Origin of the sequence: Paenibacillus sediminis, from assembly GCF_017873765.1 — a bacterium.
In the GTDB taxonomy this organism is placed as follows: Bacteria; Bacillota; Bacilli; order Paenibacillales; family Paenibacillaceae; genus Paenibacillus_AG; species Paenibacillus_AG sediminis.
The window spans coordinates 170,047-192,993 of record NZ_JAGGKP010000003.1 but is presented as its reverse complement, the minus strand read 5'-3'; the positions used below and the strand labels follow the sequence as shown (position 1 = coordinate 192,993).

Sequence of the window (22,947 nt, the reverse complement as noted above, 5' to 3'; positions counted from 1 at the left end):
AAATATAAGACTTCAAACTAACGATACGAAAATGGATGTTTTTTACGCTTAGGAGGTGGAATCTATGGAAATCTTTTTGGAAGTGCTTCTTATTATTTTCTCCATCAGTTTGATTACAGTTGTTCTACTGCAACAAGGGAAAAGCGCTGGCCTTTCCGGTGCCATCTCTGGGGGTGCAGAACATCTTTTCGGTAAAACGAAAGCTCGTGGTATGGAGTTAGTTTTGGAACGTATTACAATTGGGGTAGCAGCAGGATTTTTTATTTTGGCGATCCTCGTTGCTGTATTTGTAAAATAATTTACCGTACACGTTACACATCAGTATTGAATACAAGAAACCTTCGTTCCTTATTGAATAAATGGACGAAGGTTTTTTTATATTCGCTTAAATGATCGATATCTCGCAGCTCTCCTTATTTTTAATAGATCTCTTGTCATTTCCTTGGAAATAATCACGGGTGTTGTCGCTTCATATCGAAGGATTTAGAGTGGTTGCAGAGTGGTATTCTTTTCTAAGGAAAAGGGATGCAGATGCGTAAAATCGTGTATACTAGTGTATATACAGACTAGAAGTTTATTTAATAATATATACGGGCTTCGTAGATAAGGAACCCGAGGTGAGGGAGAACATGATTACAGAGCAAATTTTGCTTGATTTTATGCGTGAAACGGCTTATAAACCGATGACCTATCAAGAATTAGAGCAGCATTTTCAAATTGAAGATGCCGCAGAATTTAAACAATTCCTGAAACTGCTGAATGAGCTCGAGCAGGAAGGAAAAATTATTTTAACACGTACGGAACGCTATGGTGTGCCTGAGCGGATGGATTTGCTGCGCGGACGTCTGCAAGCACATGCTAAAGGCTTTGCATTCCTTATTCCAGATGATCGAGATCATCCTGATGTCTACATTCACGCCAATGATCTGAAGAGCGCAATGAATGGCGATATCGTTCTTGTACGTGTCAATGAAAAAGGAAGTGCGGGCGGCAAGATGGAAGGGGAAGTCGTTCGTATTGTCAAAAGAGCGGTGACACAAGTGGTAGGGGTGTTCCAAAACCACGAAGCCTTCGGCTTTGTCATTCCTGATGATAAGAGGATTAATCGCGATATTTTTATTCCTAAGACAGGATTTAACGGTGCGGTCGATGGTGAGAAAGTTGTCGCCAAAATTGTAAACTATCCGGAAGGACGTTCGTCTGCCGAGGGTGAAATCATTGAAATTCTAGGTCATAAGGACGATCCTGGTGTCGATATATTATCCATTATTCGTAAACATCAACTTCCAGAAGCATTCCCTGATGAAGTTATGGAGGAAGCGTTAGCGGTTCCAGATTCGATTACAGAGGAAGAAATTGTGGCCCAAGGTCGCCGGGATTTAAGAAATAAAACGATCGTAACGATTGACGGAGAAGACGCTAAAGATTTGGACGATGCCGTTAATGTCGAGCGATTGCCGAACGGCAATTACCGCCTTGGAGTGCATATAGCCGATGTCGGTTACTATGTCCGTGAAAAATCGAAGCTTGATCAAGAAGCATACAACCGAGGTACCAGCGTCTATCTGGTGGACCGTGTTATACCGATGCTGCCTCACCGTTTATCTAATGGGATATGCAGCTTGAATCCTCAAGTAGATCGGCTGACTCTTTCTTGTGAGATGGAATTTAACGAGAATATGAAACTAGTGAGTCATGACATTTTCACAAGTGTTATTCGGACGAAGGAACGGATGACATATACCAATGTCCGTAAGATAGTACAGAATGAAGACCCAGAGGTAACGGAACGATATCGTCACTTGGTAGATGACTTCATGCTCATGAAGGAGCTCGCGCTCAAACTTCGCAAAAGACGGATGCAGCGCGGTGCGGTCGATTTTGATTTTCAAGAATCCAAAGTGATCGTCGATGAGAACGGCAAACCTATTGATATCGTGAAACGAGAACGGTCCATTGCTGAGCAAATTATTGAGGAATTCATGCTGGCTGCCAACGAGACAGTGGCTGAGCATTTTTATTGGCTGAAGGTGCCGTTCCTTTACCGTATTCACGAGGATCCGGATCCGGAGAAGCTGATGAATTTTATGGCATTTGCCGCAAACTTCGGTTATACGATCAAAGGCAAGGGCAATTCCGTGCACCCGCGTGCACTACAGACGCTGCTTGAAGATATTCAAGGGACGAAGGAGCAGACGGTCATTAGTACAATGATGCTTCGCTCGATGAAGCAGGCGAAATATGATGCTCAGAGCCTTGGCCATTTTGGGCTGGCTGCAGAATATTACACCCATTTCACGTCGCCAATTCGTCGTTATCCTGACCTTGTTATTCACCGGATCATCCGTGAAGTGATTGAGAACGGCGGCTTTCTGTCTGAAGACCGACACGAATATTTGGCTAGCCGAATGCCGGAAATTGCGCAGCATACTTCCGAACGAGAACGAGTTGCTGTAGATGCCGAACGAGATACCGAACAGCTGAAGAAAGCTGAATTTATGCTCGATAAAGTGGGCGAGGAGTTCGACGGCATTATTAGCAGTGTAACGAGCTTCGGGATGTTTATTGAGCTGGATAATACAGTCGAGGGGTTAATCCGTTTGAGCGCACTTACGGATGATTACTACCATTTCCATGAACAACATATGGCGCTTATTGGCGAACGGACATCCAAGATATATCGGATCGGGGATGAAGTGAAGATTCGCGTTGCCAAAGTGAACATGGACGATCATACGATTGATTTTGAAATGGTTGATATGAAACAGCGCCGCAGTTTTCATGAAGGCGGGCGATCGCGCGGGGGTTCGGAAGGTACTTTTGGCGAACCTAAGAGCGGTAAAGGGAAAGGAAAAGGCAAAAATAAAGCGAGCAAAAAGGGCGCTCCATGGTTAAAGGAATCGTCTGGCGTTGCCATGGGTAATCAGAGTAGAGGGGCGCAAAATGGCGTGTCAGACGAGGGAACTTCATCCGCTTCCAAGACCTTCAGTTTCGGTTCTGGCAAGGGAGGCTACGGAGGGGGCTCTAACAACAGTTCAGCGAAGAAATCCGAAAATAAAGGGCGCAAAAAAACGTCATCCAGCGGTATTTTCATTGGTGAAGGTGCTGCATTTGGCGGAGCGGGCGCCCGAAAACGTAAAAAAGGTACCAGCAAGAACAGTACCGCTGCTTTTGTTCGGAAGAAGAAAAAGTAGAATTAAGCAGGCTTCAGAGCTCGTACATTCTTGATTTTACAACTTGAAGTTGATACAATTGGTTTCTGGTATGTCGTTTGTGGGTATACTAGAAACCCATTTTTATAATGAAGGAGTGAGATCATGGGTAACAAGAATGACGGGAAGGTACTCGCCCAGAACAAGAAAGCTTCCCATGACTACTTCATTGAAGATACTTATGAAGCGGGCATGGTGCTGACGGGTACCGAAATCAAATCACTAAGAATGGGCCGTGCGAATATCAGCGATGCGTTTGCAACCATTCGTAACGGTGAGATTTTTATTCATAACATGCACATCAGCCCATTTGAGCAAGGGAATCGTTTCAATCCATCCGACCCGACTCGTGCAAGAAAGCTATTGCTTCATAAAGAGCAGATTCACAAGCTGCTCGGCTTAACGAAGCAGGAAGGATACACGATCGTCCCGCTCAAAGTATATGTTCGTAACGGATATGCGAAGCTTCTGCTTGGCCTCGGTAAAGGGAAGAAGCAGTATGATAAGCGTGATACGGCTGCGAAGAAGGACGCTCAACGTGATATCCAGCGTGCGCTGAAGGAAAGACAGAAAATCGCTCGTTAACAATGGATGTTGTGCAGCAAGCTGGCTCTATTTCCAAAAAGTTAGAACACATATTTGCTGCAAAATGTGATATACTTTGTTTGTAAGGCACTTCAGATGATGATGTGACCTTACGATATTCAAGCTTAAAGGCATCCTTTCGTGGAGGAAAGGATGACGGAATAGATCACCTTTGCTTGACGTTCCTAGATCTATCCGAAAACCCTTTACCTTATTATTAAGGGGGCGTTTTTGGATTCGACGGGGATAGTTCGAGCATGGGTAGCGGGTAGTGGGGACGCGTCCACTTCATCAACGCTAAAGCCAAATTTAAACGGCAAACAACAAAACAACTACGCTTTCGCAGCTTAATAACCTGTGAGCGTGCTCCTACTCTGCATCGCCCATGTGCCGGGATAGGGGCTCAACTTTAGTGGGATACGCTGTCTAGTCTCCGCCTGCGGCTAGCTGAAGAAGACAATCAGGCTGACCCAAAGGGAATCCGGTGACAGGGAGTTCCTAGGGTGACATCAAAACTGTCACTACACCCGTAGAAGCCTATGTGGCGTTATCTTCGGACAGGGGTTCGATTCCCCTCGCCTCCACCATCATTAACACCATCCGCATGAGGATGGTGTTTTTGTTTTTTAGAGTGGTGTTAGGCGGTCAATTGGGAATTTTATAATTTGTAAAATAAAGGTTGAAAAACGAGATTGATCTCTTTATAATAAAAAAGAGATTAATCTCGTTTTATTAATAAGAGGAGGAGGAGAAAACTTCTTCATGCCTAAAATAACAGATCAGAAAAAAGATGCCGTTCGAATGGATATATTGAATACAGCACGAAATGTTTTTATACAAAAAGGTTATGAAGCGGCTACTATGAAGGATATTGTAACTAGCTCTGGAAGGAGCTTCGGAGGTGTGTATCTTTATTATTCCAACAAGGAAGATGTTTTTCTTGACTTGCTGCGTCGCCAGTATGAGGATATGGCTTTGGATTTTGCATCAGAGAAACAGATGAGTGCGTGGTGCAGGTTTGAACAATTCATGGGAGAACAAGAGAGACGTGTTAAAGAGGTGGATAGTGGATTAGCACCCTGCATGTATGAATACTTTATCGTAGGTCGTAGAGAAGAAGGTCGTCGTAAGTTAATTGAGGATCGGTATCAGGCTGTGTACGGAAGTATCTTCACCTTCATATATGATGGAGTACAGCGAGGAGAGCTTCATCCGTCTCAGCCTGTAGAAACATTCGTTCATTGGCTTATTTCGTTTATGGACGGAATTTTTTTGGAGAGTATCATCAATGGTTTTGAAAGAATAGAATTAGTCAAGCAATTCGATTTTTTAAGGACGGTTTGCCGATCCATACTTAAGCCAATTGAACTGGAGGAATATCAATGACAAGTACAACACAAAATGATTTACCTGTCTTTAAAAGCGAAGCAGGATCTCAGATTTTTAAGCATACTTACGATAAGCTTATGGAGTACTGGCCAAGCCAGTATGAAACGATGGAGGTCGAAACCGAATATGGCCTCTGTCATGTGATCGTGAGCGGACCTAAGGAAGGGAAGCCCATTCTAATGTTTCATGGTATGACGGGTAATTCAGCGATGTGGTATCCTACCATAGAAGCGCTGACAGATTTTCGGGTTTATTGCATCGACACGCCTGGAGATTTTGGTAAAAGTAGAGTTGTTAAATGTATACGTACACCAGAAGATGCTGTTCGTTGGATGGATCAATTTTTAGACGCACTTGGGCTTACTAAAGCGACCTTTATCGGTCACTCGATGGGAGGCTGGTTTTGTTCGAATTATGCTACAGTGCGACCAGAGCGTATCGAGCGGCTGGTTCTGCTTGCTCCAGTGGCGACATTTTTGCCAGTTCCATTTCTGAAACTGCTCCAAAAAGTCTATCCTGCGATGTTATGGCCCAAGCCTGATCGAATTCGCCGAGCGTGGGATTGGTTTTGTTCGAAAGGATATTCTCTCCCGTCTCATGTTATGAACTTGGTGATTGCAGCATACACGCATGGTCGCTCACAGCTTCCCGTTGTCCCTCGTGTCATTGAAAAAGGAGCTTGGAGCAGGCTTTCGGCCCCCGTTCTCTTTCTCGTCGGAGATGAAGAGAAAATTTACAATGTAGAGAAAGTATTGAAGTGCGTCCAAGAAACGCTGCAAGATTCAGAGGTTATGATGATTCGAGGAGCAGGGCACTGCCTGATCCTAGAGCAAAAGTCTTCTGTGAATGAGGCAATTCGAAGATTTATTACTAAGCCTCATCATTGACTTAGGCCTGCTACCGTGACTACACCCGTAGAAGCCTATGTGGCGTTATCTTCGGACAGGGGTTCGACTCCCCTCGCCTCCACCATCATTAAGCCGACCGCATGAGGTCGGCTTTTTGCATATTATGATTTGGCCACTCCTCTTATACCTACTTAATCTTTGTCATCCCAGTTATTTAATTTTTGTTTTTAGCCGATGATTTGAATTTTTCTATATCAAAATTGTCCTATCTTATGTTATTTTTTTTAGATTTAAAACGTACATGTCTAATAATGTGCTTCATTAAAGTTTAGAAAATAGTAGACCTCAAGGTAAATAGCGAACGAGGAGATAAATTGAAAGGAGATATATCACATGAACGAAATGAAGACTTTATTGCAGGCATTCAACGAAGCGCCTTATCCAGTAGGTGGTCACGGGAAGAGAAATGTACGTGTATTACAAGAAGTCTTGAAAGAGATTGACGAGAATTTAGATAGTGACGTTTATGGCAAAGGGGACATCATAGAGGATTTTCAGGGGCGGATGGCGGATTTTTTGGGGAAAGAGAGCGCGGTATTTTTTCCGAGCGGGACGATGGCGCAGCAAATTGCTCTGCGGATTTGGTGCGATCGAAAGGGACTTCCCAAAATAGCCTATCACCCGTTAAGTCATTTAGAGATTCATGAAGAAGACGGCTTGAAAAAATTGCATCACATCGAACCGATTCTGCTGGCGGACAAGACGAGAGTAATAGGCTTGGAAGACATTATGAATTTGCAAGAAGACATTGCGTGCTTATTACTTGAATTGCCTCAGCGGGAGATTGGCGGTCAATTACCGGATTATCAGGAGCTCGAAGCGATCTCGGCTTATTGCCGCGAGCGAGGAATCAAGCTGCATCTGGATGGGGCTAGGCTTTTTGAGAGTACACCGTATTACCGGAAGTCAGCGGCGGAAATCTGTCGGCTTTTTGATAGTGTGTATGTATCTTTTTATAAAGGGATTGGTGGGATTGCAGGAGCGATTCTCGCAGGGGATAAGGAGTTTGTGCGGGAGTCAAAAGTATGGAAAAGACGGCATGGCGGCGATTTGATTAGCCTATATCCTTATATCTTGAGTGCTGATTATTATTTCATGCAAAGAATTGATAAGATGGAGCAGTACTATAATGAAGCAAGAGAACTTGCGGATTTGTACAATCAGTGTAGTGGTGTAACAATAAGACCTATCGAACCGGTGTCCAATATGTTTCATGTTCATGTTGAGGTGTCGAAAGAGCATCTTGAATCTATCTTCGTGAATATTTATGAGAAGACGGGTATTGGATTCACTCGATACTTACAAGAGACTAGCGAGAATAGTTGTTATTTTGAAGTAAGCATTGGGGATTCATATGCGGATTTGCCTAAAGATAGGTTAAGAGAAGCTTTTCACCTATTGAATCAGGAGCTTAGTATCCTAATATGATTGAACCCAATAACTGAATCAACAAGAGACGGCGAGTTGTGGTTTTAAGCAGCCATGGTTTGCCTGCACCATCATTAACCCGACCGCATGAGGTCGGGCTTTATTTATAACAATTGGTTTTAAATCCACAATAAATAATAGCCCAATGCGGTCGATTCCCCCTAGTAACAACTTTTCATGATGATCCGTCACTTTCCATTTGCCCGTACTCCGTGCGCTATCCGATTTTCCTCATGGCATCCCTAATTTAAACCATCTCAAAGAATGTTGTAGAATGCCAAACCTTATAACGCGAATAAAAAATTTACAAATTAGGGGAAATATGATTTAAAATAACAATGCCTCCGAAAGTAAACGATGAGTATAAGGAACAGAAAAGACAAGAAATTTTGCAGGCGGCTACAGAAGTATTTATACGTTAAGGTTACTTAGCCGTGACGATGAAGGATGTGGTCGAAGAGAGCGGTCTCAGCCGTGGCGGTGTCTATGTGTATTTTTCCAGTACGGAAGAGATGATGTTGGTCATCAAGATTTACTGCTGGATTGTTGTATGATTGGGGCGGACCGCATTGCATTAGAGGAACAAGTAAATGCATCTTTAACCATTTTGAAACATTTATTGGGGGTAGAAACGAAATGAAACAGCTATTTGTGAATCGAAATTTTGTCAGGCTATTTATAGCTTCATTCACTTCGCAGCTAGGAACGATTGTAGGGAATATGGCGTTTGCGTTTTTTCTCTTGGACCGCTTTGCGAGTCAGCCTTACTACGCCACGTTAGCGGAGATGATGTATGCGCTGCCCACCTTGCTCGTATTTTTTCTCGTAGGGGTGTTCGCTGACCGCTTCAACAGACAACGTATTGCTGAAAACAGCGATTGGATTCGTGCCGGATTATCAGTCTTGCTGGTTGTCGCGGTAATGTATGCATGGCTTCCTGCTGCCTTCTGCATTTTGTTCCTGCGAAGCGCAGTCTCCAAGTTTTTTTCACCAGCAGAAATGGCCATTCTCCAAGGGGTTTTATCTAGAGAACAGTATGATCAAGCAGCTGGTCTCAATCAGATGATCTTCGGGATTTTTATGTTATTCGGAGTTGCACTTGGCGCTATTGCGTATAACACAGTTGGCATTACGGGAGCGGTTATCATTGACGGACTAAGCTTTGTAGTATCGGGGCTTCTGATCCGCTCTTGTCGGATCGACACTACCGTAGTCCTACCGAATGGACCCTCGAACTTACGCCAGTTAGGAATAAGTGAGATTTTTCAAGATTTCGGAGAGGGATACCGATATATCCGCGGGCATCGTCTATTGTTCACACTCCTCACTGGCTTCTTTCTATTCGGATTTATTAATGGGGGCTTCGCTGTATTGCCAATGTTCACAATGAAATATAAACTGGCTCCGGATCATTTTGAACAGTCTGCCTCCTTGTTCGCAATTTTTATAGGTATCGGTTTTCTCGTTGGAAGCGGACTCGGTGCAGTTCTTGTTAAGGTTATGAAGAAGCATGTAATCATCATCGTCGGCGTCTTACTGTCAGGATTGCTCACTATCGGGTTGATATATGCGAATGAAGTTTGGATGTACCTGACGTATATCGGCGTAATTGGATGCGTCCTGGCGCCTGTCAACATTGCGATTGGCGGATGGCTGCCTGAGCTGGTAGCTCCGGACAAGATGGGACGTGTTAGTGCTTGGATCGATCCATTGATGATGCTCGCACAATCGATTGCCCTAGGGTTAATTGCCATTTTGTATCCGCATTTTATTTCCCTTGAGCTGACCTACTGGTTAATGGGGGGATTGCTTTTGCTAGCAAGTATAATCTACCTATGGAAGTTGCCTAACCTTGTTAAAGAAAAGGAATTAAATGAAGCCATTTCAACAATTTCTGTATGACTATGGCTCAGTAGCTTAAGAAGATCTAATAAAATGCCCTCTTCGTACGTAAAGGCTCAGTCCAATTTATTGCGGACCAGAAGAAGAATCATTTCCTTTGAATCGAATAATATTGATCAGCGTACTCTTTATTGGTGCGTTAGCTGCAATTTTCGTTCTGCCTATATTCCTGATTCACAGGGCGTATATATCATTCATCCGAGTCGATAAAGTGCTGTAAAAATAGTAGTCATTAAAAAAAGCGTTCCCGACCGCGCAGGTGCGCTGGTCAGGAACGCTGGAAGCGTCACCTGTATGGGGCTTTAATCCGCTCGAGCAAAACCGGACATTAATCGTCAGACCATTTCCGATCGCCGGTCAAATATTTTTCGGTCAATATAGCCAGTAGCTGGATACCGACTTCATTGTGACCGCCTTCTGGAATAATCAGGTCAGCGTATTTCTTGGACGGCTCGATGAACGCTTCGTGCATCGGCTTTACTGTAGCCAAATATTGTTGGTGGATCGACTGAATCGTCCGGCCGCGTTCCTCGATATCTCGAAGCACCCGGCGGAGTATACGCACATCGGGGTCGGTATCAACGAATACCTTAATGTCGAGCTGCTCCCGAAGTTTTTCGTCGGACAGAACATGAAGTCCTTCGAGAATGACGATATTGTTCGGCTTTAGCTCTACCGTCTCAGTAGTGGAGCGAGCGTGAACTGTGAAGTCATATACTGGAGCGTTTACAGATTGTCCTTCTTTTAAGAGCATAAGGTGCTTAATTAACAGCTCGTTGTCAAAGGCGAACGGATGATCATAATTGATCGATGCGCGTTCGTCCATGCTGAGGTGCGAATGATCCTTATAGTAGTTATCCTGAGAAATGAATGTTACTTTATCTGTTCCAAGACGGTCAATGACGGAGCGGGCTACCGTCGATTTACCGGAGCCGGTACCGCCGGCGATACCAATAATAAGCATTTTGATTCAATAACCCTCCCTAGTGATTCCCGTTGCAATTCCAGTATTGTAGCACAGCGTTCACATTTTTTCATCTGGGTCTGGGTAAATGTAACATGGCAAATTTTTTTAAACTGTCGATATTTTTCTCATTCGTTTGAGCAAAGGCCCGTCCGAAACAGTATTTTCTCCATGAACAAAGTTTTTCAAATAATATGTGACATATTTGCTATAGTCGGTTTTTGTTTTGTTGCCCCGTAGACTCCGCATGCCACTTGGAAATAAGTTGCGTTTGTTTTGTACTGAAGAAAAACGGATTCATTGTCCATGCATCCGCAGGATTCATTCCGGAGCCAATAATCGCTTTTACGTTTGTAAATCGACTTCTGTTATCTTCAAAAATACGGTATCGTTCGATTAAGGTAAATCCTTCATACTCCTCATTGTCATCCACCTCTGCACTTTCAGGCGCCCTTATTCCTTAGATCAAATTGGTGTAAGGTCAACCTGTCCACCAAATTTGGGGCAAAGATTTTGTAGTATTCCATATCGCGTTGCTTCCAATCAATTAAATGAATTTTACTATGGTTAATATATGAATATAGCGGGTCATGAACATCTTTAATAGATTGATTGAGAATAGACAGCGTCGCTTTCGCTACACCACCGCTACTTCCAAGTATTGAAATGGTTAGTTCTTGGACAGTCATCGGTTATCGTCTCCTTTTTTTAATTACAATATTCATAGATGTAAGAAAGAGATTGTGTAGATAGTGTGTAATGATCGTCCAATAAGTTTCTGTATAGAGCCATCGTGAAGTGGTGAAAATAAGCAGAAATAGGTAAGGAGAGGAAAAATGAAAAGATCGGTAGCCGATTCAATCGTTGAGACGTTAATAAATGCGGGTGTTACGAGAATTTACGGTATCATAGGAGACTCGCTGAATGCGCTTCTCGACGCCATAAGGCGTTCAGAGAAGATCGAGTGGGTTCACGTTCGTCATGAGGAGGTTGCTGCGTTCGCAGCGGGTGCTGATGCAGAGATGAGCGGCAGTATCGCCGTATGTGCATGAAGCAGTGGTCCTGGCAATATGCATCTCATTAATGGACTGTATGATTGTCATCGCAACCGAGTTCCTGTACTCGCCATTGCTGCTCATATCCCAATTGACGAGATTGGGGGCGATTTTTTTCAGGCGACACGTCCTGACCATCTGTTCAAAGATTGCAGCTATTACTGCGAGGTGGTCACTTCTTCCAAACAAATTCCTCGCTCAGTCACGATGGCAATCCAGAAAGCTGTATCACGGTCAGGCGTTTCTGTCATCGTGTTGCCAGGTGATGTCGCTGCTTTTGAAGCGGATGAAAGTCCTATACCTGAACATGTCTGTCATGTCACTAAGCCAGTCATACGTCCTTCTGATGGGGAATTGAAGCAGTTAGCGGAATACTTGAACCAAGGCAAACGCATTACACTATTATGCGGTGCTGGCTGTGTGGGCGCACATACAGATCTCATGCAGCTTTGCGATAAACTGAAGTCACCTATGGTTATTGCTCTTCGAGGCAAAGAGTATCTTGAATATGATAACCCATACTCCGTAGGTCTGACTGGGCTTATCGGTTATTCGTCCGGCTACCATGCCATCATGAACTGCGATGTACTGCTTATGCTCGGAACTGACTTTCCGTATAGACAATTTTATCCAAAGGACGCGGTTGTTCTGCAGGTGGACATTCAGCCAGATCATCTCGGCAGGAGAGTGGCGCTTACCTACGGATTATGCGGTGATGTGAAGGCTACAATCGAATCATTGCTTCCTTATTTGACAGAGTCACATGATTCGCATCATCTAGAGCAATTTACTTCTCACTACGCAAATGTCCGTAAGGAACTGGATGAACTCGCAACAGGGAAACCGGGCCGAAAACCTATTCATCCACAGTACCTTACAAAGGTTGTCAGCGATTTAGCTGGAGAGGACGCGATATTTACATGTGATGTCGGAACGCCGACACTATGGACTGCGCGTTATTTGCAAATGAATGGACGAAGAAGATTGTTAGGTTCTTTCAATCATGGCACGATGGCGAACGCTCTTCCGCAAGCGATTGGAGCACAGATCGCTAAGCCAGGCCGTCAGGTTATTTCTCTATCTGGGGATGGAGGTCTCACCATGTTAATGGGCGATTTGCTAACCCTTAGACAGCACAAGCTGCCGATCAAGGTTGTTGTATTCAATAACGGTGCACTCAGTTTCGTTGAGCTGGAAATGAAGGCTGCTGGTTATTTAGAGATCGGAACGGAGCTTGATAATCCGAACTTTGCGGACGTGGCGAAAGCGATGGGAATCGAAGGGATAAGAGTAGAGGATCCTGGAGAGCTGAAAGCTTCTATACGCCGCGCCTTTGAGCACGATGGACCCGTATTGCTTGATGTCGTCGTGAATCGCCAGGAGCTTGCCTTGCCGCCTAAAATAACGATAAAACAAGCGCATGGATTTACACTCTGGATGATCAAGGCCGTTCTAAACGGTCATGGTAACGATCTGATCGAGCTAGCGAAAACGAATCTTATTCGATAGATATAGATAAGAGCCTGTTGAATTTGATCAACAGGCTCTTTTTCATGCAAACCAAAAATGATAAAAATATTAGCGTCCAATATTCCCTTGTTCATCTGTAACCGCAAAATTATAGTTTACCGACCTGGTGACTTTCTCGCCCTTATCATTCACGCCTTCCACGTCGAAGGAGAGATTGTATACACCCGGTTCAGTTGGTGCTGTAAATGGCAACTGCACGCTTCCGTCGATTTGAGTCTCTTGGAGATTTTGCGAAGGCGTGAAAGCTCGGCCTGGAACCGATTTTGTCACGCCAGGGTGTTTGATAGAGCCTTTTATTCTCGTCCCGAAATCGACAGTGAGGCCGGCAGATTCTCCTTTTTGGAACACTTTTTTGCCGGCTTTTACTCGAGTGCTTACTGAGGTTTCAATCTTGCCTAGTAAGAAGTAAGCGTCGCCTGAGCCGGTTAGATTGAGCGTCCATTCGCCGACTTCGGGTTTATCAACATTGAAGACGTGCTTCACTGCTTTGGAGAAAATGCCCTCTGGGTCTGAATCGGCTTGAGCCGCTTCAGGACGATACTCAATACCTGACGGTGATATAAGAGTAACGTCGGTGCTTTCGCTAGCTGTCATCACATTAAATGCTGCGCTTTGAATACCGCTCTCAAGTGGGAAAGATACGGAAGTGCTTCCCTCGACTTGGCCGCCTCTTAAAATCAGATCACCGGGTTCTTCAACATTTGTGCTTTTGACGGAAGCGGACGTTTGGTCCGTTGATGCTTCTGCTGAAGTGGCCGCCATGCTGGCGGTCGCAAGGGCTAGTTTAGGCTGCACCAGGCTCCACGTCTGGGAAGCTTTGGCCATGGCGCTATGAGAAATGTTCTTGGTGAAGCTTTGTATGCCATAAGGAAGGCCCATCGCTGAGTAAACCGATACGGCTCCGTCATCTTCGCCAGGCAGTACAGCGTGGGCAAACCAGCCGCTCGTAAATATCCCGTCATCGCCCTCCCCTCCGGACATGTACGTCTTCGTCAGACTGTTTTCGGATTTACCGTCTGTTTGGGTTCTGAAGTTAGCCATATAGGAGGTTTGAAGAGAGTAGACGGCATCATCTTTTTGACCCAGAATATCAGCGAGCCAAGAGGTCCAGGTGCTGTATGCCATGTCTGCGAGCTCTGAGCCTTTATTCGGAGTGGACAGCTGATGTACAACATTCACGTAAGGCGCTGCACCGTAATAAACGAGGGCAGTTTGCGCGTCAATTCCGCCTTTGGAGTGAGCGATGATGTTTATTGTGGAGACACCGTAGTATGCGGCCACTTTGCGAATGACGTTCGCGAGCACCGGCCCATTTGTCCACATATTGCCCCCTGGACCATCTGCATCCTGCAATTGAACGAAAGCAGTTCGATATCCGGCATTATAAGCAGCTTCGTAATAGCTGTCCGTACCTGTCCAAGTACCGTAGTTGGAGTGAAGCCCTTGCACGAATAGAATGACCGGCTTGCTGGATGAACCTTGCGGGACGGGGCCCGTGTACCAATCCCCGAAATTGCCGGAAGGATTATCATCATGGAGCGTTGGTGCCGGTGGAGCTGCATACGCCATAGATGGGAACGTCAAGCCTATTCCCAGCATGAAAGCGAATGCCATTCGGATGATGCGTGTTTTTAACAAAAAACAACACCTCTCTTTTATCCTTATTTTGGAAAATAACACTATTATCAGAATATTGGAGATATGTTATCGAAATGCGCGAACAAGCCGTAGATTTTATAAAAAAAAAGACACCCGAAAGGTGTCTAGTTCTGTTATAAAAGGTATCCCTGTAAAATGAAAGATTTTGAGAGACGAATTCCTTTCCATCATATATAATAAATAGGAAATATAATCCATATAAGGGGAATGTGATGATGAAAGCGACCGAGTTGAACTCAACAGAGAAAGCGTTTACAAAGAAGAAAATACGTTGGCGCCGTGTTCTAGGGATAACTGGACTTGTTCTCGTACTGCTGCTCGGTACCGTATTCGGCATTGCTTATTGGATTCTGGATAGAAGCCTCCCTGTCATTAAGGGGGAATTAGCGATTGCCGGGCTGCAGGAACCGGTTTCTGTCTGGCGCGATGAGAACGGGGTACCCCATATCGAGGCCAAGAATGATCATGATTTATATATGGCACAAGGCTATGTGACCGCTCAAGACCGGCTGTTTCAAATGGATTTGAGCAGACGTCAAGCTTCAGGGCAGCTTAGTGAAGTTATTGGGGATGCAACGGTGGATCGAGATAAATTTTTCCGTGCATTCGGTTTACGAAGGGCGGCGGAAGCTTCGCTGGCTGGTTATTCTGCCGAATCGAAAAATATGCTTGAGTGGTATGCTCAAGGCGTGAACAACTATATTCATCAAGCGAAAGATTCTGGATCGCTGCCTGCCGAGTTTCGCATATTAGGATACAGTCCATCTGACTGGAGTCCTATTGATTCGCTGACGATCGGCAAGTATATGGCGTATGACCTCGGAGGTCACTGGCAAGGGCAAGCGTTCCGGTATGAGCTGTCGCAGAAGGTGTCGCCAGAGATGGCGCTTGAGCTATTCCCTTCTTATCCCGAAGGGGGAGTGACCATCATTCAAGCGCTCAAAGATAATCCAGTCGATCTCAAACGGCTGATCGCGGCCGCCGATATACCGAATCCGTTCAACGGGAGTAACAACTGGGTTATCTCTGGAGAGAAGTCTGCGTCAGGCAAGCCTATGCTGGCCAACGACCCTCATCTTGGTTTAAGCACGCCTTCTATATGGTATGAAACGAATCTTAAGGCGCCTGATCTTGATGTAAGCGGCGTTATTTTTGCCGGGGTTCCGGGTATTATTGTAGGCCATAATGAACATGTGGCATGGGGCGTTACGAATGTTGGACCAGACGTACAGGATTTATATATTGAGAAAAGAAATCCAAACAATCCAAACGAATTCGAGTATATGGGCAAGTGGGAGCCGGCAACCATCTATAATGAAGAGATAAAAGTTAAAGGAAAGCCGGCAGTATCGTATCAAGTGCAGGTAACAAGGCACGGTCCAATTATTTCTGAGTTCGCGGATGACAAGAGCCAAGATACGGCTCTCGCATTAAAGTGGACTGCGCTTGCGCCTACAACTGAACTTGAGGCGGTACAAAAGTTCGCCAAAGCTCGCAATTGGGATGAATTTAAAGAAGCGTTAACTTATTTTGAGGCGCCTGCGCAAAATTTTGTGTTTGCTGCCGATGACGGAACGATTGCTTATCGAGCAAATGGCAAAATTCCAATTCGGAAAAAAGGCGACAGCATGGTGCCCGTTCCAGGATGGACGGACGAATATGAGTGGACAGGATACATTCCGTGGGAAGAGCTTCCGACCACTGTCAATCCGCCCAAAGGATATATCGCAACCGCCAATAATAAGGTCATTGATGACAGCTACCCTTATCACATCTCGAATAGCTGGGCGGAACCTTACCGTGAGATGAGAATTCAGCAAGTGCTGGAAAGTAAACCTGTCTTGCAAACCTCCGATTTGCAGGTGCTTCAGTTCGACCGTCATAATCTGCTTGCTGAGGAATTTCTGCCAGGACTTTTATCTGTGCTATCCAAAAATAGTGATCTGCGCCCGGTTGACCAAGATGTCGTGAGACTGCTTCAGTCATGGAACAAGGAAGATGATCCACAGCAGGGAGCTCCGTTAGCTTTTGCATTCTGGATCAATCAGATTGAAGACGTCGTTTTCAAACCAGAAATTACGGACGATATGATTAAATTGTTCGAAGACAAGTCGATTGTAAGAGATGAGCTGCTGCGTAAGGCGCTTGCAGGCAAACCGGAGCCGTGGATTGATGGGAAAGGCGGTATTGAGAAGGTGGCTCTTCGTTCTTTCGAGCAGGCTGTTGATCAAGCCGTGTCTCTGCAGGGGAACAATCCGGATAAATGGAAGTGGGGCAATTATCATCAGGTTGATTTTGCCCACCCACTAGGCGCGGTTAAACCGCTTAATCTCATTTTCAATGCAAAAGCTACCCCAATGGGAGGCAGCAGAGTTACTGTCGGCGCAGCTGGATGGGATGATGAAACAGGGGAAGTGGATCATGGAGGAGCTTGGCGTACCGTCATTGACCTGTCAAATCCAATGCAGTCGTTCAATGTTGTCGGTCCAGGACAATCGGGGCATCTCCTTAGCCGCTGGTACCACGACCAGGTTGATGAGTGGACGACAGGAAAATACCATCTGACTAGTATGGACCCGGCCGTCTACAGAGCTGCAGGCAATCATCTTGAACTTGTTCCAGAAAGCACGGTGAGACAGTAGAAATTTATTATTTTTATATTAAATTTCGTATAGCAATACCCCGACCGCTGATCGGGGTTATTTATTTTACCTTATAATTGGTTTGAAGTCACAGCGGTTAACTTCTATAATTTGATGAAAGTGATTATTACACAAAGGGATGCGAACAGAGATGATTCAATCAGACATGACTCAACCAGAAACAAACCACTCGAGGAACAGAACAAAGTGGCTTGTCATTACCGTTGGGCTGGGAACGATGCTCAATCCACTCAATTCATCTATGATTTCGGTAGCCTTGTCTCGGTTGCAGGAGCAGTTCGGGCTTAGCTTTACCGATGCAACATGGCTTATATCTACATATTATTTGGCAAGCGCCATTGGCCAGCCTGTCATGGGGAAGCTGAGTGATATATGGGGACGCAGGAGATTATATATAATTGGCCTTCTGCTCATTACCATTTCCAGTGTCCTAGCTCCGTTCTCACCCAATTTCGGCTGGCTTATTGCCTTTCGAATCATCCAAGCTGTGGGCAGTTCCACGTTATTCCCATCCGGTATGGGGATGATCCGCAAAGAAATTACCGAAGGTCAAGCGCAGGCGCTCGGAGTGCTCTCTATATTCACTTCTACTTCTGCTGCTTTCGGTCCATCGATTGGGGGTTTCCTCATTCATTTCGGCGATTGGCCGGCTATCTTTATGATTAATTTCCCGTTTATTTTAGGGTCATTTTTGCTGGCTTTACGAGTTTTTCCCAAAGACGCACCGCACCAGAACACGGAGAAGATTGATTGGCTTGGTGTACTTTTATTTTCGGTGAGCATTATGGGCTGGCTGCTGTTCTTGCTGTCGCTTGAGAAGCATGTGAACACGGTGTATCTAAGCTTAAGTGTCATTTTGACCCTTCTCTTTTACTTCTACGAAAAGCGTAAATCAGACCCATTTATTGACGTGACAGCACTGGCTAAGAACATAAATTTAAGTTTGGTATATGTGCAGTTTATTTTGATCAACGTTGTTTTTTATTCGATCTTCTTCGGTGTTCCGACCTATTTGCAGCATGTACAGCATTTTGATTCTGGATTAACCGGACTTGTTATGCTGGCTGTAGCGGGTTTCGGGGTCGTTGTTGCTCCGTTAGCAGGCCGCTGGATTGACAGAAGCGGATCCACACCAGCGCTGCTTGCAGGTGCAATGACGTTAATTGCGGGAACATTACTGATGCTGACGATTCAAGATCATTCTAAGTCATCATATATTTTTGCTGTATTATCCGTCCTTGGCATTAGTAACGGATTCAATAATCTCGCTATGCAGACGGCGCTGTATTCCTTCACCAAACCAGAGGAAACCGGTGCTGCATCCGGCTTATTCATGACCTCACGTTATTTAGGAACCATCTTCTCCTCGAGCTTGCTCGGTATTGTGTTCGCGCATCAAATTTCAACGGCGCATTTTCATATCGTTGCGATAGCAGGTGTTATCATTGGGTGCTGTATTTTGCTGTTATCTATAAGAATGCCGAGGAATGGTGGAACCCGATCTCTCTGATCATCGCAACATAAAAACCCTGACCACATGCGGTCAGGGTTTTGTATTTACTAAATCATCAATAACTGCCAGTCATTTGTTTCTCCCGTCTTTGAGTTAGAGAAATGACGTAATAGAATAGCTGATAAGTAACTTCAGCACAGATGATTCCACCGATTACATCGAGTATTGAATGTTGTTTGACAAATACGGTAGAAGCAATAATGAACCAAAGAAGAACGCTCCATATAGATCGTATAGAGGTATTTAGAGTCAGGTGCCGTTTTGCACGTCTTATTGTGATGTACAATAAATAACTCGTCATTACGTGAATGCTAGGAAAGCAGTTGTATGGCATGTCAGAGCGGTAAATAAAATTAACAAGCACACCTGCTAAATCAGCGCTGTCAACGGCGGGTCTAGGGACATGAGTAGGATATACCCAGAAAATAACGTGGGAAATCGCGACAGCAATATTGTAAATGATGAGTGTATGCCAATAGATTTTGCGATTCACGATGGCAAAATATAAAAAACTAATGTAAAGGATTGGCATCCAGCTTACATAGGGTAAAATGAACCAACGCAAAAATGGAATTTTAGTATCGAGCCAGCCATAGTCGTAATAAATGTTTGGTCCAATATGGTGAGTGATCCAAACATAAATGAAACCCTGAATGGGGATCGATAAAATGCCTAATGCGTGGTACCACTGCTTGAAAAACGCCTTCATGTACAGCCCCCAATTGGTATATGATGATTTATTTTATGACAATTATTATTTTATCGTAACCTTTATCGGCTAAAGGTGCAATAATCTAGTTTTGGAAATATTAGTGGCGCGCATTACTCTTCGTTCAAGAAGGTAAGCACCTCAAAAGCAACAGCCAGAGATGTTGTTAGGTGACTAAGACCATGCATGCGCGCCAAAGCTGCCCCAGGAATGGTGTCTGTCAAGTGCTCGGCATGTGAAATAGGGACGACTCTATCCTCATCGCTATGCCAAAATTTGACGGGAATTCGGATGTCCTCAAATACGATGTTCCATGGCTGCAAGAAGGATCGATAATCGTCAATCATTCCGTCAGGGCGTTTGGTGCTTTCTGCAACCATTTGGATGAATGCACTATGCAGCGATGCCGGAACTTGAAGGCGTTCTTCTTCTGGCATATGTATCAGAAACTGTTCAACGAATGCGGCAGGATCCGCTTGGGCTTTCCCTGTGAAAGCGGAAATAGATTCTGGTGCAAATACTGACGCATGCAGTAAAGCTTGCTCTTCTGCGGATAGCCCTTCACGAAACTCGGGCAAATATACCGGACCAAGCCCTGCCGTAATTGCCGTTTTTGATACGCGATCAGGAAACTGATAACTGCAAGCGAGTGCGTAGGGCGCGCCACCCGAGCCGGCAAAAAGACCGAAACGTTCCAATCCAAGGGCATCTGCAAAGTGGATTGTATCCTGAACTACGGTGCCTATTGTTCGCTCTGGGCTTGGATCAGACAGACCATAGCCCGGTCTTTCAATCGCCAATATTCGCAAGGCTTGCACGGATGGATTTTGTGCGATCTGATCTAGTAACGAATAGAAAGCAGACACCCGAGCCCCCGGTGTACCGTGCATGGCAATAATGGGCGTCCCGTCTTTACGTCCGTATTCCGCGTATCCCATTTGTCTTCCGTCTGGCAGTATAATCGTGTTTTCAATCATGACAAGATTGCCTCCTCTTCGTGAACTACATCGTTTCTATCATACTATTCTATGAAAATAGTAATTATGACAGACGCAGGAGCTGCGGCTTTATAATCAATGGAAAATATTAAGATGGGGCGTCTCTAATCTAGATACCGATGATATGGAGGAGCTGTATAGTCTGTCTAAAGGTTCTCATTGTACCGTAAACCAAGTGCTCTACCATTTGGGTTCACGCGGGATAGAATATGATTTGCTGCTTTGGCAAAGAGAGCACAAAATGCCGATTATGGCTTACAGTCCGTTAGCCCAAGCGGGTAGATCGAAAATTGTCAGAGCTGCCTGTTCACATTTAATATCTCAAGACTTACGGTTCAATGACGCGATCGAAAACGAACACAGATACAGCAATATCATCATCAATATTGATATCCGAAAATAAATGTACGAACTTCGAACCTATGACATCTTCAAGTTCATCAGGCCGATGTTTGGAGTAAATCTCTTGAATCATTCGTGTGCGTGCCGTATGTACCATTTCTTTGCCTTCAGGGGTACGAGCGATAAACTTTTCAGTGGGTGTTAAGTTGCCGTATAGCATGCTGACAGCCATATTGCCGACAAAATTCGTCTGGATCCGTTCTGGTCCTTTTCCGAATAGCTCTTTTCGTACTTTTCTTATGAAATCGTTAACGCAAGTTTCTTTTTTCAAATCCATCTCATCCTTTTGTTAAATTGCCTTTTCTTATAATACTCCAAAATGAAACAAGCATACGATTATTTTGCATTGTCGATAGGAAGAGATTCATTTATAATGGTAAAGCGTCATATGGATGGAGCGTTAATAAGGATTGTTATCGTTCTAATTATGACTCTTGATTCGTGGAATGGTACTTTAGTATGGATTGCTAATATACTACTCCTCTGTAAGGATGACAGGCCGCTAAACGGTCTGTGCCTTATGGGGGAGTTTTTTATTTATAACCATATCATGGAGGGTTTTGAATGTCTTGGGTAGTCTTGCATTTCATTGGAATCATTGCTTACGCTGCAACCGGGGCTTTAGTAGCGCTTGAAGCGGAATATTCATTTATAGGCGTTTATGTGCTCGGATTAACGACTTCCTTTGGGGGAGGAATTATTCGAAATCTCATTATCGGTGCACCTGTATCCGCGCTTTGGGATCCATTTACGATCTCCATGGTATTAGTAGCGCTCACGATCATCGTATTATTACCGATAAAATGGACTCATCATTGGAAAAAATGGGGGTTATTCTTCGACTCCATTGGTCTTGCCTCTTTTGCATTACATGGTGCGCTGTCGGCGAGACAGGTTCATGATCATTTAGGGATTATGCTGCTTTCGGCGATGTTCACGGGTCTTGGCGGGGGGATGATTCGGGACCTTTTGGCAGGGAGAAAACCACTTGCTTTGAAGGAAGAGATTCATGCTGTGCTGACGATCCTTTGCGGCTTTTGCGTTTGGCTGGGTTGGACAAATCCGCTTCAGCTTACGCTTGTCGTACTAGGTATAGTCGTTATTCGTATGCTCGCCATTCGGTATAAATGGAGACTCCGGCTTCCATATCAATAAGCTGCTTTACTAGTATAACTATTTACTAATATTCCCTTCTATTACCCCCTCCGTTATTGTAGAATAAACAGTAGATTTATAGGGGGAATTATATGAAGTAGACAATGTTCATATTGCTATGTTGCATCTTTCCTCAATTCGAGATGAAATCTCTCAATCGAAAACGGGACATTTGAGTGTATTTACCGCCTTCCTATGACAAATCGGACGCGACTTATCCCGTTCTGTATATGCAGGACGGCCAAAGCCTGTTTACCTCTGATAATGTGGAATGGCAGGTGGATGAAGCGCTCGAATCGATATTTGTGAGTAAAAAAGCGCCGGAAACGATTGTCGTTGGCATATCTAGTGACCCAAATACACGTTTTAATGAATATGCGCCTTGGAAAAATGGAGTCGGAGACGGCGGGGAAGGCGACGCTTATGCTGATTTCCTAGCGAAAGAATTAAAACCATACATAGACGAGCATTATTGTTCGCAAACAGATAGCAAGCATACAGCTATCGGAGGTTCATCCATGGGAGGAGCCTATATTTCATTATATACCGCTGTAAAATATCCAGATCATTTCGGAAAAGTATTGGCGTTATCGCCTGTGTTCGCCTTTAACAAGCCTCCTTACGAGAACTATATCCGCAAGACGAAAGCGGACAAGCTCAAGGCCGTATATTTAGACTCAGGGGAGAAAGAGGAACAGTTTCCGGCAGCAGTAGGAGACGTGAAGGAGATGGCACAACTCCTACAAAGCGATGGTGGGCTTAAGAGCTCTCAAATTAAGACAGTCATCGATCCTAAGGGAGATTATTCGAAAACATCGTGGCAAAGAAGATTTCCTGACGCGTTCATTTGGCTTATGAATCAATAAAGGATCGAG

18 protein-coding genes, 1 other RNA gene and 3 pseudogenes are annotated in these 22,947 nt (G+C 44.6%); 15 read left to right on the top strand and 7 right to left on the bottom strand.

Annotated elements, in window-relative coordinates; all coding sequences use genetic code 11:
• The first annotated feature begins 64 nt into the window (after positions 1–64).
• The 9 genes and pseudogenes from secG (at position 65) to J2Z20_RS09490 (ending at position 9,424) form a co-directional block, all read left to right on the top strand.
• Positions 65–298, top strand: a complete 234-nt coding sequence (secG, locus tag J2Z20_RS09530; protein WP_209848751.1) for a preprotein translocase subunit SecG — start codon at positions 65–67, stop codon at positions 296–298.
• A 331-nt stretch (positions 299–629) separates the two neighbouring features.
• The gene (gene rnr, locus J2Z20_RS09525; protein ID WP_209848749.1) at positions 630–3,194 is read left to right on the top strand and encodes a ribonuclease R; all 2,565 of its coding nucleotides are present in this window, start codon (positions 630–632) and stop codon (positions 3,192–3,194) included.
• A gap of 123 nt (positions 3,195–3,317) precedes the next feature.
• The gene (smpB, locus tag J2Z20_RS09520) at positions 3,318–3,797 is read left to right on the top strand and encodes an SsrA-binding protein SmpB (protein ID WP_209848747.1); all 480 of its coding nucleotides are present in this window, start codon (positions 3,318–3,320) and stop codon (positions 3,795–3,797) included.
• A 221-nt stretch (positions 3,798–4,018) separates the two neighbouring features.
• Positions 4,019–4,384: a transfer-messenger RNA gene (gene ssrA / locus J2Z20_RS09515) on the top strand.
• A 175-nt stretch (positions 4,385–4,559) separates the two neighbouring features.
• Complete coding sequence (locus tag J2Z20_RS09510; protein WP_209848744.1) at positions 4,560–5,183, top strand: TetR/AcrR family transcriptional regulator; 624 nt, start codon at positions 4,560–4,562, stop codon at positions 5,181–5,183.
• Positions 5,180–6,073, top strand: a complete 894-nt coding sequence (locus tag J2Z20_RS09505) for an alpha/beta fold hydrolase (protein WP_209848741.1) — start codon at positions 5,180–5,182, stop codon at positions 6,071–6,073. The genes J2Z20_RS09510 and J2Z20_RS09505 overlap by 4 nt, the downstream gene beginning before the upstream one ends.
• A gap of 354 nt (positions 6,074–6,427) precedes the next feature.
• Positions 6,428–7,522, top strand: a complete 1,095-nt coding sequence (locus tag J2Z20_RS09500; RefSeq protein WP_209848738.1) for a threonine aldolase family protein — start codon at positions 6,428–6,430, stop codon at positions 7,520–7,522.
• A 338-nt stretch (positions 7,523–7,860) separates the two neighbouring features.
• Positions 7,861–8,037 (top strand): annotated as a pseudogene (locus J2Z20_RS18345) (TetR/AcrR family transcriptional regulator); the annotation flags it as partial.
• A 121-nt stretch (positions 8,038–8,158) separates the two neighbouring features.
• Positions 8,159–9,424: an MFS transporter gene (locus tag J2Z20_RS09490; protein ID WP_209848735.1), complete on the top strand. Its 1,266-nt coding sequence runs from the start codon at positions 8,159–8,161 to the stop codon at positions 9,422–9,424.
• Between the two features lie 328 nt (positions 9,425–9,752).
• Here the strand turns inward: J2Z20_RS09490 and udk are convergent, their stop codons facing one another.
• The 3 genes from udk to J2Z20_RS09475 form a co-directional block, all read right to left on the bottom strand.
• Positions 9,753–10,388 (bottom strand): uridine kinase, encoded by a 636-nt coding sequence (gene udk, locus J2Z20_RS09485; protein ID WP_209848732.1) that lies wholly within the window; start codon positions 10,386–10,388, stop codon positions 9,753–9,755.
• A gap of 208 nt (positions 10,389–10,596) precedes the next feature.
• Positions 10,597–10,821 carry a hypothetical protein gene (locus J2Z20_RS09480; RefSeq protein ID WP_209848728.1) on the bottom strand — a complete coding sequence of 75 codons (225 nt, stop codon included), beginning with the start codon at positions 10,819–10,821 and terminating at the stop codon, positions 10,597–10,599.
• A 10-nt stretch (positions 10,822–10,831) separates the two neighbouring features.
• The gene (locus J2Z20_RS09475) at positions 10,832–11,077 is read right to left on the bottom strand and encodes a hypothetical protein (protein WP_209848725.1); all 246 of its coding nucleotides are present in this window, start codon (positions 11,075–11,077) and stop codon (positions 10,832–10,834) included.
• Between the two features lie 147 nt (positions 11,078–11,224).
• Here J2Z20_RS09475 and poxB point away from each other — a divergent pair.
• Positions 11,225–12,952, top strand: a pseudogene (poxB, locus tag J2Z20_RS09470) (ubiquinone-dependent pyruvate dehydrogenase).
• A 69-nt stretch (positions 12,953–13,021) separates the two neighbouring features.
• Here poxB and J2Z20_RS09465 read toward each other — a convergent pair.
• Positions 13,022–14,611, bottom strand: a complete 1,590-nt coding sequence (locus J2Z20_RS09465) for an esterase/lipase family protein (protein WP_415640021.1) — start codon at positions 14,609–14,611, stop codon at positions 13,022–13,024.
• A 236-nt stretch (positions 14,612–14,847) separates the two neighbouring features.
• Here J2Z20_RS09465 and J2Z20_RS09460 point away from each other — a divergent pair, with 236 nt between their 5' ends.
• Positions 14,848–17,274, top strand: a complete 2,427-nt coding sequence (locus tag J2Z20_RS09460) for a penicillin acylase family protein (RefSeq protein WP_209848722.1) — start codon at positions 14,848–14,850, stop codon at positions 17,272–17,274.
• A 151-nt stretch (positions 17,275–17,425) separates the two neighbouring features.
• A complete protein-coding gene (locus J2Z20_RS09455) occupies positions 17,426–18,805 on the top strand; it encodes an MFS transporter (RefSeq protein ID WP_209848719.1) in 1,380 nt (459 codons plus the stop codon).
• Between the two features lie 58 nt (positions 18,806–18,863).
• On the opposite strand, the gene J2Z20_RS09450 is transcribed toward J2Z20_RS09455, so the two are convergent.
• Entirely contained in the window at positions 18,864–19,517 is a 654-nt protein-coding gene (locus J2Z20_RS09450) for a phosphatase PAP2 family protein (protein WP_209848716.1), read from the bottom strand.
• A 113-nt stretch (positions 19,518–19,630) separates the two neighbouring features.
• On the bottom strand, positions 19,631–20,494 hold the full coding sequence (locus J2Z20_RS09445) for an alpha/beta fold hydrolase (protein ID WP_209848714.1): 864 nt from the start codon (positions 20,492–20,494) through the stop codon (positions 19,631–19,633).
• A 97-nt stretch (positions 20,495–20,591) separates the two neighbouring features.
• Here J2Z20_RS09445 and J2Z20_RS09440 point away from each other — a divergent pair.
• Positions 20,592–20,795 (top strand): annotated as a pseudogene (locus J2Z20_RS09440) (aldo/keto reductase); the annotation flags it as partial.
• Positions 20,796–20,843: 48 nt separating this feature from the next.
• On the opposite strand, the gene J2Z20_RS09435 reads toward J2Z20_RS09440, so the two are convergent.
• Positions 20,844–21,188 carry a Na-translocating system protein MpsC family protein gene (locus J2Z20_RS09435; protein WP_415640020.1) on the bottom strand — a complete coding sequence of 115 codons (345 nt, stop codon included), beginning with the start codon at positions 21,186–21,188 and terminating at the stop codon, positions 20,844–20,846.
• Between the two features lie 293 nt (positions 21,189–21,481).
• Here J2Z20_RS09435 and J2Z20_RS09430 point away from each other — a divergent pair, with 293 nt between their 5' ends.
• Positions 21,482–22,072 carry a trimeric intracellular cation channel family protein gene (locus J2Z20_RS09430; RefSeq protein WP_209848698.1) on the top strand — a complete coding sequence of 197 codons (591 nt, stop codon included), beginning with the start codon at positions 21,482–21,484 and terminating at the stop codon, positions 22,070–22,072.
• 176 nt (positions 22,073–22,248) lie between these two features.
• Positions 22,249–22,938, top strand: coding sequence for an alpha/beta hydrolase (locus tag J2Z20_RS09425; RefSeq protein ID WP_209848696.1), 690 nt, complete (start codon positions 22,249–22,251; stop codon positions 22,936–22,938).
• Positions 22,939–22,947 lie beyond the last annotated feature (9 nt).

What these genes read in the sequence shown, in the direction of transcription:
- secG (WP_209848751.1), top strand. Translation starts at nt 65, where the DNA reads ATGGAAATCTTTTTGGAAGTGCTTCTTATTATTTTCTCCATCAGTTTG.
- J2Z20_RS09475 (WP_209848725.1), bottom strand. Translation starts at nt 11,077, where the DNA reads ATGACTGTCCAAGAACTAACCATTTCAATACTTGGAAGTAGCGGTGGT.
- J2Z20_RS09505 (WP_209848741.1), top strand. Translation starts at nt 5,180, where the DNA reads ATGACAAGTACAACACAAAATGATTTACCTGTCTTTAAAAGCGAAGCA.
- J2Z20_RS09455 (WP_209848719.1), top strand. Translation starts at nt 17,426, where the DNA reads ATGATTCAATCAGACATGACTCAACCAGAAACAAACCACTCGAGGAAC.
- J2Z20_RS09430 (WP_209848698.1), top strand. Translation starts at nt 21,482, where the DNA reads ATGTCTTGGGTAGTCTTGCATTTCATTGGAATCATTGCTTACGCTGCA.
- udk (WP_209848732.1), bottom strand. Translation starts at nt 10,388, where the DNA reads ATGCTTATTATTGGTATCGCCGGCGGTACCGGCTCCGGTAAATCGACG.
- J2Z20_RS09500 (WP_209848738.1), top strand. Translation starts at nt 6,428, where the DNA reads ATGAACGAAATGAAGACTTTATTGCAGGCATTCAACGAAGCGCCTTAT.
- J2Z20_RS09490 (WP_209848735.1), top strand. Translation starts at nt 8,159, where the DNA reads ATGAAACAGCTATTTGTGAATCGAAATTTTGTCAGGCTATTTATAGCT.
- J2Z20_RS09510 (WP_209848744.1), top strand. Translation starts at nt 4,560, where the DNA reads ATGCCTAAAATAACAGATCAGAAAAAAGATGCCGTTCGAATGGATATA.
- smpB (WP_209848747.1), top strand. Translation starts at nt 3,318, where the DNA reads ATGGGTAACAAGAATGACGGGAAGGTACTCGCCCAGAACAAGAAAGCT.
- J2Z20_RS09450 (WP_209848716.1), bottom strand. Translation starts at nt 19,517, where the DNA reads ATGAAGGCGTTTTTCAAGCAGTGGTACCACGCATTAGGCATTTTATCG.
- rnr (WP_209848749.1), top strand. Translation starts at nt 630, where the DNA reads ATGATTACAGAGCAAATTTTGCTTGATTTTATGCGTGAAACGGCTTAT.
- J2Z20_RS09460 (WP_209848722.1), top strand. Translation starts at nt 14,848, where the DNA reads ATGAAAGCGACCGAGTTGAACTCAACAGAGAAAGCGTTTACAAAGAAG.
- J2Z20_RS09445 (WP_209848714.1), bottom strand. Translation starts at nt 20,494, where the DNA reads ATGATTGAAAACACGATTATACTGCCAGACGGAAGACAAATGGGATAC.